The organism is Caulobacter sp. DWR1-3-2b1 (assembly GCF_049895765.1).
Lineage (GTDB): Bacteria > Pseudomonadota > Alphaproteobacteria > Caulobacterales > Caulobacteraceae > Caulobacter.
In genome coordinates this window covers 188,769-200,009 of the sequence record NZ_JAFCSZ010000006.1, presented here as the reverse complement: position 1 = coordinate 200,009, position 11,241 = coordinate 188,769, and the positions used below count along the sequence as shown (strand labels likewise).

General features: G+C 64.2%; 11 protein-coding genes and 1 pseudogene. 7 read left to right on the top strand and 5 right to left on the bottom strand.

Features of this window, described 5'->3' with window-relative positions; translation table 11 throughout:
• Together ACP69S_RS08715 and ACP69S_RS08710 are read left to right on the top strand one after the other, a co-directional pair.
• On the top strand, window positions 1–438 hold a 438-nt coding region (locus ACP69S_RS08715), incomplete at its 5' end, for an ATP-binding protein (RefSeq protein ID WP_425996283.1).
• A 118-nt stretch (window positions 439–556) separates the two neighbouring features.
• Window positions 557–928, top strand: a pseudogene (locus ACP69S_RS08710) (nuclear transport factor 2 family protein); the annotation flags it as partial.
• On the opposite strand, the gene ACP69S_RS08705 reads toward ACP69S_RS08710, so the two are convergent.
• On the bottom strand, window positions 920–1,450 hold the full coding sequence (locus tag ACP69S_RS08705; RefSeq protein WP_425996281.1) for a cupin domain-containing protein: 531 nt from the start codon (window positions 1,448–1,450) through the stop codon (window positions 920–922). The pseudogene ACP69S_RS08710 and the gene ACP69S_RS08705 overlap by 9 nt on opposite strands.
• A 133-nt stretch (window positions 1,451–1,583) precedes the next feature.
• On the opposite strand from ACP69S_RS08705, the gene ACP69S_RS08700 reads away from it, so the two are divergent.
• From ACP69S_RS08700 to ACP69S_RS08685, 4 genes are all read left to right on the top strand, one after another.
• A complete protein-coding gene (locus ACP69S_RS08700) occupies window positions 1,584–2,366 on the top strand; it encodes a hypothetical protein (protein ID WP_425996279.1) in 783 nt (260 codons plus the stop codon).
• A gap of 99 nt (window positions 2,367–2,465) precedes the next feature.
• Window positions 2,466–3,203 carry an SDR family oxidoreductase gene (locus ACP69S_RS08695; RefSeq protein WP_425996278.1) on the top strand — a complete coding sequence of 246 codons (738 nt, stop codon included), beginning with the start codon at window positions 2,466–2,468 and terminating at the stop codon, window positions 3,201–3,203.
• 41 nt (window positions 3,204–3,244) lie between these two features.
• On the top strand, window positions 3,245–4,714 hold the full coding sequence (locus ACP69S_RS08690; RefSeq protein ID WP_425996276.1) for an aldehyde dehydrogenase family protein: 1,470 nt from the start codon (window positions 3,245–3,247) through the stop codon (window positions 4,712–4,714).
• A gap of 20 nt (window positions 4,715–4,734) precedes the next feature.
• The gene (locus tag ACP69S_RS08685; RefSeq protein ID WP_425996275.1) at window positions 4,735–5,466 is read left to right on the top strand and encodes a TetR/AcrR family transcriptional regulator; all 732 of its coding nucleotides are present in this window, start codon (window positions 4,735–4,737) and stop codon (window positions 5,464–5,466) included.
• Window positions 5,467–5,488: 22 nt separating this feature from the next.
• Here the strand turns inward: ACP69S_RS08685 and ACP69S_RS08680 are convergent, their stop codons facing one another.
• The 4 genes from ACP69S_RS08680 to ACP69S_RS08665 form a co-directional block, all read right to left on the bottom strand.
• Complete coding sequence (locus tag ACP69S_RS08680; RefSeq protein WP_425996273.1) at window positions 5,489–6,283, bottom strand: enoyl-CoA hydratase/isomerase family protein; 795 nt, start codon at window positions 6,281–6,283, stop codon at window positions 5,489–5,491.
• A 181-nt stretch (window positions 6,284–6,464) separates the two neighbouring features.
• Window positions 6,465–8,672 carry an acyl-CoA dehydrogenase family protein gene (locus tag ACP69S_RS08675; RefSeq protein WP_425996271.1) on the bottom strand — a complete coding sequence of 736 codons (2,208 nt, stop codon included), beginning with the start codon at window positions 8,670–8,672 and terminating at the stop codon, window positions 6,465–6,467.
• A gap of 17 nt (window positions 8,673–8,689) precedes the next feature.
• Window positions 8,690–9,505 carry a coniferyl-alcohol dehydrogenase gene (locus tag ACP69S_RS08670; RefSeq protein WP_425996270.1) on the bottom strand — a complete coding sequence of 272 codons (816 nt, stop codon included), beginning with the start codon at window positions 9,503–9,505 and terminating at the stop codon, window positions 8,690–8,692.
• Window positions 9,506–9,532: 27 nt separating this feature from the next.
• A complete protein-coding gene (locus tag ACP69S_RS08665) occupies window positions 9,533–9,763 on the bottom strand; it encodes a ferredoxin (RefSeq protein WP_425996268.1) in 231 nt (76 codons plus the stop codon).
• A 225-nt stretch (window positions 9,764–9,988) separates the two neighbouring features.
• Here ACP69S_RS08665 and ACP69S_RS08660 point away from each other — a divergent pair, with 225 nt between their 5' ends.
• Complete coding sequence (locus tag ACP69S_RS08660) at window positions 9,989–11,239, top strand: cytochrome P450 (protein WP_425996267.1); 1,251 nt, start codon at window positions 9,989–9,991, stop codon at window positions 11,237–11,239.
• Window positions 11,240–11,241 lie beyond the last annotated feature (2 nt).

Here is an 11,241-nt window from a genome sequence, read left to right as displayed (position 1 = left end):
ACCGGGATCGGGAAGAGTTGGCTAGGCTGCGCTCTCGGGCACAAGGCCTGCCGCGACGGGCGATCGGTCTTCTATCAGCGCGTGCCGCGGCTGTTCGAAGCCCTGGCCCTCGCCCGTGGTGACGGCCGTCACGCCCGCATGCTCAAGACCCTCGCTCGGGTCGAGCTGCTGATCCTCGACGACTGGGGCTTGTCGGTTCTCACCCAGGGCCAGCGCATCGACCTGCTGGAGATCCTCGAAGACCGAAACGGCCGGGGATCCACCATCGTCACCAGCCAGGTTCCCGCCGACCAATGGCACGAGGTCATCGGTGATCCGACCCTCGCCGACGCCATTCTCGACCGCCTCATCCACAATGCCCACCGCCTCACCATGACTGGAGAAAGCATGCGCAAGATCACTGGCCGCCGCGCCCTTGACGCAGACCAAAACCCCTGACTCCATAGCCGCCGTCGGTCAGGCTCCAGACCGCCCACGATCACGTGGAATCGGCGCCCACCATCGCCTGGAATGGGCGCCCACGATCACTGGAATGCGCACAGGTGCAAACCTCAAGGCGCGCTACTGCCGCCACCTGGACACCAAGGACTGGTCAGCGTTCGCGGGCCTGTTCGCGGAAGACGTCGTCATCGACACGACGGCCGCGGGCGGTCCTCGCATGGAGGGGCGCGAAACGGCTGTCTCCCGCATACGCGCTTCGCTGGACGCCGCGACCACCGTCCATCAGGTGCACTCACCGGAGATCGAGATCGACGGGAATGAGGCGCGGGCTGTGTGGGCAATGCAAGATCGGGTGGCCTGGCCCAATGGTCGCAAGCTCGACGGCGCGGGCCACTATCACGAACGCTACGTCCGCGAAAACGGCGAATGGAAGATCGCCGAGTCCAGATTGACACGCCTGTATGTGGAGATGCAGCCGTCAGGCTGAGCCGACTGTCCATCCCGAAGGCGGGCGCTCCTTGCCCCAGTCCTCGCGGCTGCGCCTCACCTTCTCGACCGCCTTGGCCCAGAACGCGGGATTGTCCGCCAGCAACTTGATGTCGAAGTTGTTCGATCCTCGAAACTCCAGCACCTCGACGCCCTCGGCGCCCGGCACATAGCTGTAGGGAACGTCGGCGCCGACGAAGAAGCCGTCGCCGCGACCAAGCTCCTCTGTCCCGATCCGCAAGGAGCCGGCGAGGATGTAGTAGAGGCAATCGACGTTGTGAGTATGCCTGGGCAGCGGAAAGCCGCTCTTGAACCACGCATGGGTCAGGCTCAGTCCCGCCATCTCGAACAGCAGGCGCACGGTCGTGCCTTCCAGCATGCCGGCATCGACGGCCGCCACCGCGCCGGCCATTTCCGTCTCTGTCGGCATGCCCTGGGACATGATCCCGCTCTGCTCGAAATCCCGGGATTGGGCCGCGCGAAAGAGTGCGAAACGAGGCGGAGCAGAGACGGCGGCGGTCATGGAAATCTCCCTGCGAAACACCGCGCAAGGGTGCTGCAGGCCTCACGGTCGGTCAACAACGCCGCAGCGATATGGGTTTGGCGCTCTGCCGCTCACGGCGATGATAGGGTGCCTTAAACCGGAAGAGAGTGGAATGAGCCTGCACACGACCATCCATCTTCACAACGTCCCCGCAGGCCAGGAGGTGGACTATGCAAAATGGTTCGACGGCAAACACGTGGAGGATCTGGGACGGCTTCGCGGCTTCGTCTCGGCGGATCGCTATGAGGTGACGCGCGAGCAGATCATGCCCGACATTCCCCAGCCGTGGCGGTTCATGAGCGTCTACGAGTTCGACTATTCCGCGCCGGAGATTGACCTGCCAGCGCTGGGACCCTTGCTTGCCGAGGCGCGCGACGCCGGGCTGATAGATGACAGCGGCGAGACCGAACGCATCCACAGCTACGCTATGTATTCTGATTGGGTTTCCAGCCCTAACCACCAGAAGGACAAGCCGTTTTCCGGTGTCAGCATTATTCTCGCCAACTTCGTGGCGGGGCGCGAAGCCGAGTATCACGAGTGGTACAACAGGGTGCACGGACCCGAGGTGTCGCGCGTTCCCGGCAAGGTCGCGATGAAGCGCGGTCGCCTGTCGCCAGTGCAGATCGAGCCGAAGCGATACTGCCCGGGCAGCGACCTGGTTTTCTGCGCCCAGCAGACCGACGACCTGCTTTTCACGGTCAAGGACTTCAGCGCCCGCGCTCGCGGTGTCAGCCCCAGCGGCGTGGCCTTCCAGGACCGCTCGTCGGCCGGGTCCTTCGCCCGCACGGTCCACTATTTCAGCAAGGTCAGCGGGGCCGAATTCTGGCCCGGCGGTGTCGCCTACAATGGCGATCTCTCAGTCTATCCGGCCGATTTCGCGCGACCCGCTGGCTGAGCTCCCGAACCATCGCTGACGCGATACGCGCCCCTCTTGTCGCGAGCGGGGAGGCGGGCGCAGTTAGCAGCAACAACAACCAAGACAGTAGGGCGGATCGTGGGCAAAATCGTCGTTGTGACCGGAGCGGGCGATGGTCTCGGCCGAGCGCTGGCCAGGCGTCTGGCCGCCGATGGCGATACCGTGGTGCTGCTCGGCCGGACGCTCTCCAAGGCCCAGGCCATCGCCGATGAACTGGGCGCGCCGCACTTTGCGGTCGAATGCGATGTCTGCGATCCGGACAAGGTCCGTGCGGCCTTCGCGAAAATCGCCGAACGCCACGCCAAGATCGACGTGCTGATCAACAACGCCGGAATCTTCGAACCCTTTACCCTGGCTGACGCCAGCGACGCGCAGGTGCTTGGCGCGCTGAACACGAACCTGGCCGGCCCCATCTTCTGCGCACGCGCCGCCCTGCCGCTGTTCGGCGGCAGCGGGCACATCATCAACGTGACGAGTGAGTCCGTGAACGTGCGGATGCCGATGCTGTGGATGTATGCCGGCGGCAAGGCGGGGCTGGAGTTCATGTCCGACATGTGGGCGCGCGAACTGGAAGCTGATGGCGTGCGCGTCACGGTGGTCCGCGCAGGACAGATGATGGACGAGACCAAGACGGCGCCGGCTTGGCCGATGGACGTCGCCATCCGCTTTGCGCAGGAGAACGCCAAGGTCGGTCTCAATCTGCGTGAGCGCCCGATCTCGCAATACAATTCGGTCACCGACGCGTTCCGCGCGGTGCTCGATACGCCGGCCGACCTCCACATCGGCATGGTCACGCTCAGCGGTCGCAAGCGCTGAACCCGCCGATCAGTATCGAATTCGATAGAAAGACCATCACCATGACCAGCCTCCCCGATGCGAAGCTCTTCATCGACGGTGTTCTGCGCGACGCCGAAGGCGGCAAGACCTTTGACGTCATTGGTCCTTGGACCGGCAAGCCGGTAGGCCGGGCGGCAGACGCCTCGGCCGCGGACGTGGAAGCAGCGATCATCGCCGCGCGTCGCGCCTTTGACGACACCGATTGGTCGACCAACATCGAAAAGCGCGTGGCCCTGGTCACCAGGTTGCGCGAGCTGTTCGAAGCCAACAAGGACCGCCTTTCGGACCTGGCCCGGATCGAGGCCGGCGCCGCTTGGGGCGCGGTCGGCAGGGCGCACGTCGACATGGCCCTCAACGGCTGGGACGACTATCTGGCCGTCTTCCCGCAGGTGCGCTGGGAAAAGGACTATGGCTCGCGGATGGCCTATGGCTTCGAAACCGTCCGCAAGGCGGTGTACGAGCCGATCGGCGTCGTCGGCGCGATCACGCCGTGGAACGTGCCGCTGTACGTCAATGTCGGCAAGGTGGTCGCGGCGCTGCTTGCCGGCTGCACCCTGATCCTCAAGCCCGCCCCTAACACGCCTGGCATGGGCGCGATCTTCGGTGAGTTGGCTCTGGAAGCCGGCTTCCCGCCCGGCGTGATCAATGTGGTCTTCGGCAGCGACCCGGTGCTGGCCGGCGAGATGCTGGTCAAGGATCCGCGCGTGGACCTGATTTCCTTCACCGGCTCGACCGGGGTCGGCAAGCGGATCATGGAGCAGGGCGCCGAGACGCTGAAGCGCGTGTTCCTGGAGCTCGGCGGCAAGTCAGCCAAGATCGTGCTCGACGACGCGCCGAACTTCGCCATGGAAGTGGCCATGTCCATGCTGGTCTTCCACGCTGGCCAAGGGTGCGCCGTCCAGTCGCGTCTGCTGGTGCCCCGGAACCGCTACGAAGAGGCCAAGGGCATTCTCAAACATGCCTATGCCAGCTTCGGTGAGAACTGGGGCGTATTCGACGACCCCAAGCAGATCATGGGACCGGTCATCTCCAAGCGGCAGATGGAGCGCGTGCTGTCCTATGTCGAGATCGGCTTGCAGGAAGGCGCCACACTGATCGCCGGCGGCAAGGCCAGGCCAGACAAGGGTGGTGGCTATTTCATCGAGCCGACCTGTTTCGCCGACGTCACCAACGACATGCGCATAGCGCAGGAAGAAATCTTCGGGCCCGTCCTGGTGGTCATTCCCTTTGTGGACGACGAGGACGCTATCCGCATCGCTAACGAGAGCGCTTACGGGCTGTCTGGAGGCGTCAGCTCGGGCGACCTCGACCGCTCGATGCGCGTCGCCAAGCGCATCCGCTCCGGTTCCGTCAGCGTCAATGGCGGGATGTGTATCGCCGGTGACTTGCCCTTTGGCGGTTATAAGGCTAGCGGCGTAGGTCGCGAATGGGGACTTGAGGGTATCGAGGAGTTTCTCGAGACCAAGTTGATTGCGTGGCGCGCCGCATAGGCACGGAGGAAATGGTGAGCGTGGAGGCCGTTGATCAGACTGGCGCCGTCAAGGCGAGACGCGGATCCACGGCTCACGTCGTCAAGCCAGGCAGCCACAATCTTAACGGCCAGCGGTTGGGCCGCAAAGGGCGTCTCACGCGAGATCGCATCCTCGCGGCGGCCAACGAATTGCTGGCGGAGCCAAGCGACACCCCGATCTCACTCAGCGCGGTAGCGCGCCAGGCGGGTCTGGGCATGACCTCGCTGTACCTCTATTTCACCGACCTGACCGAACTTCTGCTCGCCATCCTTGAACCGCTGATGGTCGAGGCTGAGGCCCTCTATGTCGGCCATTTGCGCGAGCGGTGGCCGGACGAGACCTTGAACGCGCATTGCCTGGAGTTTGTGACGGAGCTTCACGGCTTCTGGCACAAGAACTCGACCGTGCTCCATCTGCGCAACAACATGTCCGAGCAACGCGACAAGCGGATGATGGAGAACCGGGTCCGGGCGGCGCAGCCGATCATTGGGCTGCTGGTGATGCAGATGGACCAGAATCCCGACGAAGCCGGATCGGAGGCTGTCGGCATGGCGACGGTTCTCTATACGGGCATCGAACGCGTCGTCACGATCGCCACCGACCGCATCCTGCCGACCCTGACGCCCGGCCAGTTCGCGCCAAACATTCGCAGCTTCCTGAGATCCGAGGCGCGGTTGCTGGAGCTGGGTATTCGCGACTTCCGCGCGGTGGCGCTGGCCGACGCGACCTAGATGCTCTAGCCGAACGCCACTTTTACTTCGAACCCAGGTTTTTGATGTAGCGCTCGATCCCCTCGAGATATGCGGGGTTGAGCATCAGCGCGCTATTGGCCATGCGCTCGACATGGCGGCCGCTTTCGCGGCCCAGCTCGGCGGCCAGATCGATGGCGATCTTGGCCGCGCCCATCTGCTCGCCGGATGACTTGGTGAGGTGGCGGCAGAATTCGAGCGTCGCTTCTGCGAAGCCCTCGTCGGGCAGCACGTCATGTGCCAGACCCATGATCAGCGCGCGATCAGCGTCGACCTTCTGGTTGCCCATGATCAGCCAGCGCGCCCAGTGCGGCCCGCAGAGGCGGGTCAGGCGACTGACGCCGTTCGAGGCCGGCAGCACGCCAAACAGTCCTTCCGGGAAGGAGAACGAAGCGCTCTTGGCCACCAGTCGAAAGTCGCACGACAGGGCCATCTCCAGGCCGCCGCCGACGCAGGTCGCATGGATGGCGCTGACGATCGGCTTTTCGACATGCTCCATCTCGTCATAGATGCGCTGCATGCCGTTCAGGTTCAGCCGGTGATTTTCGCGGATGGCGGAAGCCGTGCGAGCCGGAGCGTTCGGCGATCCGCCGCGCAGATCGGCGCCGGAGCAGAAGAACCGCCCGGTGGCGCGGATCAACAGCACCTTCAGTTCGGGCGTGTCGCGGAACCGATGCAGGGCTTGCTCGAACAGCTGCATGGTCTGCGCCGACAGCGCGTTGAGCTTGTCCGGACGGTTCAGCGTCGCGATCAGGATGCCGTCCTGTTCCTCTGTCAGGAGGTGCGGTTCTTCCGACATGACGTCTCCATTAGACATTAGAGCGTGACGGACGCCGAAACCGGCGACCACTTTCGGCTGTCACGCTCTAGAGCATTTTCCGATAAGTGTGAAACGGTTATCGGATCGAAAAATGTTCTAAACTTTTGATTTAGAGCCCTTTTCGCCCGACCCTGATGAAGCCATCAGGTCGGAAAGGGCTCTAGGCGCGGGTGCGCGGAAGTCCAAGACCCCGTTCGGCGATCATCGAGCGGTGGACCTCGCTGGTGCCGCCGTAGATCGTAGAGCCTTGGGCGTGCCGGTAGAACATGTTGATTTCCGCCGCCGCGCCCTTGCGCTTGGAAAGCGAGAGGGGAGCCGTCAGGTCGAGCAGATCGCGCGCATCGGTCAGGAACTTCTCGGACGAGAACATCTTGGCCATCGGGCCATAGGCCAGGCTGGTCTTCTTCTCGGCGATCACCCAGGTGGCGCGATAGGTGAGGAGTTCCGACACCCACAGGTTGGCCGTGGTGCGCGCTAGGCGGGTCTGGGCCGATCCATCTTCGATCAGCGGCTTGCCCCGGTAGGAAATTTCGCGGCAGAGCTTTTCGCCCGCGTCTCGCATAGCGCGCTGGTACTTGGCGAAGCCGCCGCCATGTTCCAGCTCCAGGCTGGCGCTCATCGTCCGCACACCGCCATCGACCTCGCCCAGCCTGTAGCTGTCGGGGATCTGGACGCCGTCATAGAAGGTGATGTTCGTCCGCTCGTCCTGGAAGGTGTAGACCGGCTGGATCGTGACGCCGTCGGTCTTCAGGGGCACGATGAACATCGTCAGCCCCTTGTGCTTGGCCACCTCGGTATTGGTTCGGGCGAGCATGAGCACGTAGCTGGCCAGGTTGGCGCCGCTGGTAAACATCTTGGTGCCGTCGATCCGCCAGCCATTGCCGTCGGGAGTAGCGCGGCATTGGGCGGCGAAGACGTCAGAACCTGAGGCGGGCTCGGAATAGCCCAGGCTGCAGATCACATCACCCGCCATGATCTGAGGCAGGACGTCCCGCTTCAACTCGTCCGTGCCGAAGCGCTGGATGATCAGCGCCACCATCTGCGACACGCCGGCGGCGGGGGTGCTGTAGCCCTGTGTTTCCAGCGCATCCATCGCCGCGATCTTGGCGTAGGCGGACAGGCCGCGACCGCCAACATCCTTCGGCAGGCCCAAATATAGCAAGTTCGCCTCGGCGAGCTTCTTGTTGAGCTCCGGGTTGTAGCCTTCCCAGCTGTAGTGAAATGTCTCGCGCATCTCCGGGGTGACGTGCTTCTCGAAGAAGGCGTTGATCTCTTCAGCGATGACGCGGGCGTCCTCACCCAGATCGAAATTGATCGGGCTCTCGCCAGCCTCAGGAAGCGCGGCGGTTTCGCCCGCATAGAGGCGACGGCCGGCTTCGTCGAGCAGCCGTTGCGGATCGCCCAGCACCAGCGGCCAGGCCTTGGCGCGCAGGTTGAACAGGAAGATGTCGTACTCGGTCGTAAGACCATAGCCGCCGAAGGTGTGCAGCGCCTGCGCAACGGCGCGAGCGGCGGCATCGGCGTTCCACCAAGCGGCGATGGACACCGCCGCAGCGGCGTCAGGGGCACCATCGGCGATGTCGCGAATGGCTTTCCAGACCAGGAACTTGCCGCCGTCGACATCACAGGCGAGGTCGGCGAGGGGGTGCGAGATGGCCTGGAACTGGCCGATGAACTGCCCGAACTGCTTGCGCTCGCTGGCATAGGCGGCCGCCAGCTTCAGCGCCTCTCGGCCAAGCCCCGCCAGTGCGGCCGAGATCAGCAGTTTCCACTCTTCGACGCCGGCGGCGAAGGTCGCCAGCGCGTCAGCGCCCGAGGCCAGGACGGTCTGGGGCAGGAGCGCCAGATCGATCTCGGCGAGCGGCGTCGAGGCGAGGTTGTCCTCGGCGACCCACGCGGTTGGCGGCACGGACACCAACACGATGTCCTGGCCTTTGCGGGCGATGACGCTTTCAGCGATCAGACCGCCCGCAATCCATTGGCGCGGCTGCGCGGCAAGATCGTGGAAGGCGAGGCTGACGACGGTCTGGCCGGTCAAGGCGCGCGCCAGAAGGTCGGAGGTCTGGTCCGAGCCCAACTGCGCCAGGAGGCGCGTGGCGACCAGGGTTTCGGCCAGCGGACCCGAGGCGAGCGTGCGGCCCGCTTCTTCCATCAGCACGACGGCGTCGATCAGGCCAAGACCCAGCCCGCCAGCTTCTTCAGGCACCCGGATCGAAAAGGCGCCTTGCTCGGCGAGTCCTTTCCAAAGGTCCTCGTCGAAGCCGGACGGCGCGGCCGCCCGAACGCGGGCCATCGAGCTGTTGGCGTCAAGGAAGCGCGCGAACATGTCGCGCATCATTTCCTGATCTTCGGGCAGGTCGAAGTTCATGGCCTGTGTTTCCCGCTCTAGCGCCGACGCAACATGATGCTGAGGTCGACCTGGCCCGTGGCCACGCCGCCCATGAAACCGCCGTCGACGGGGAAGACCACGCCGTTGACGATGCCCGCCAGCGCGCTGTTGATCAGCACCAGGCCGCCAGCCTGTTCGGCGGCGGTGGAATAGCGACCCATGGGCTGGGTGGCCGCTTCGACGACGTCTTTGCCCGAGGTCTTCTCGAACGCATCCATCATCGGGGTCTGGGTCGGGGAGGGCAGGGTGCAGTTGATGCGGATGCCCTTCTTGATCAGGTGGGCGCCCATGAACTGGGTCCAGACGATGATGTTTTCCTTCGAGAAGGCGTAGCCCTCGGCGACGGTGTCCAGGTGCGCTTCGCACCAGTCGACAGCCGCCTGAAAGCCCTTCGTCGCGATGATTTCCATACTGGTGGGGATACGGCGGCTCCAGCCCAGGCCGCCCGTCGAGGCGATGCTGGCAATGGCGCCGCCTTCGCCCATCAGCCGAACGACCTGTTCGGTCAGATGCCGCGTGCCGATGAAATTGACCTTCATCACGTCAAGCGCGGGAAAGGATTGCGGCAACCCTGCGCAGTTGAACAGAGCGTCGACCTTGCCGCCAATGGCCGCCACGCCGGCTTCGATCGAGGCGGGGTCACGAAGATCGACATTGTTGAAAGAGGCCAGGGGAAGCGCGGCGTCCTTGTAGTCCAAACCGTGCACTTCGGCGCCCAGCTCAAGCAGCAGCTTGGCCGTCGCTTCGCCCATGCCGGAAAAACAGCCGGTGACGATGACCCGCTTGCCCTTGTAGCCCAAAACGTCGTTCATTTTTCGCTCCGTAGGAGAATGGGGAGATCAGGCAGGCTTCTTCAGCGGCCAGGAAATCGTCCCGTCATCTTCTTCGACGTAGATGATCTTCTCGGGGCAGGCGCGCGCGCCGTACTTGGCCAGCCTCTCCATGCCGCCGGGCACGTCGAAGCCTTCGGTATCGATGTAACCATCGTCGTCGAGGGGATAGAGCTCTTTAGAGACCGCGGCGCAGCGGGCGTTGCCCACGCAGGCGCCCTTTTCGATGCGAATCCTCATGGCTGCCCTCTCCACAAACCTCTGCTGGTGCAATCCTATGAACGGAGAACGAGTAGGCGATCAACGCCGCCCGCCGTGCAATCGCCACGGCGTTATTGCCGGCTCGCATCCCGGCGCGGGCATTGCCATCGTCGGGGGTGCGCGCGACACAGGGGGCAAGCTGCGCGGGCGTCTTCACCGACGCGACGCATAATCGAAATCAGCGGCAGTCGCCGGAGAAGTCCCATGGTCCAAGCTAGCCTGAGCCCAGCCGTTCCCAAGCCGGATCACGTGCCGGACGCGCTCGTGTTCGATTACGACCATCGCAACGACCCGGCGCTGCTCAAGGATGCCCACAACCGCATCCTGGAGATCGCCAAGATCGCGCCGCCGATCTTCTGGACCCCTCGCCATGGCGGCCACTGGGTGCTGCGCAGCCACAGCGCGGTCTACAACGCCTCGCGCGACACCACGACCTTTAGTAACGCGCCGATGCCCTACGAAGCGCTCGCGCACATCAACGCCAATCTGCCGGATGACAAGAAGATGCTCATCCCGCTGCCGATCACAGTCGATCCGCCCCACCACACCCACTATCGCGGCCCGCTGCTGAAGCCCTTCTCGCCCAAGGCGATGCTGGCGCTGAAGGACAACATCCGCACACTGGCGGCCGAGCTGGTCGAGAAGGTCCGGCCCGACGGCCGCTGCGAGTTGATGACGGCCATCGCCGAGCCGTTGCCGGTCACCATCTTCCTGCTGCTGTTTGGCCTTCCGGTGGAGAAAGGGCGCGTCTACCGCGACCTGGTCGCCGAGCACCTGCATTCGCCCACGACCGACTCCAAGGCCGTGCAGGCGCGTCTGCGCAAGGTCGCCGATGCGATGCGCGAGACGATCCTGGATCGCCGCGACAACCCCCAGGACGACATCCTCTCGATGCTCTGGCAGTCGGAATACAACGGCAAGCCGGCGACCCTGCACGACATCGAGAACTACGCGGTGATGCTGTTCATCGCAGGCCTCGACACCGTGATGAACGGTATGGGCCTGGGCGTGCGCCACCTGGCGATGCATCCCGAGCTTCAGAAGCAACTGCGTGAAAACCTCGCACTCGTGCCTGAGGCCGGCGAGGAGTTGCTGCGCCGATACACCTTCACCGTGCCGCCGCGCTTCCTGCTCAATGACGCCGAGTTCGAAGGCGTGCAGATGAAGAAGGGCGAGATGGCGCTACTCTTCCTGCCAGCCGCCGACCTGGATCCGACCGAATTCGCCGATCCTGCGGCCTATAACCTCGCTCGCGAGAACAAGGTGCACATTGCCTTCGGCACCGGCCCGCATCGTTGTTTGGGGTCGCACCTCGCGCGTATCGAGCTGCAGGTGCTGTACGAGGAAATGCTGAAGGGTCTGCCGGAATTCCGGCTCGACCCGACCAAGAGCGTCACCTTCCACGGCGGTCATGTGATCGGGCCGGACGAGGTCCATCTGGTCTGGGACGTCTGAGC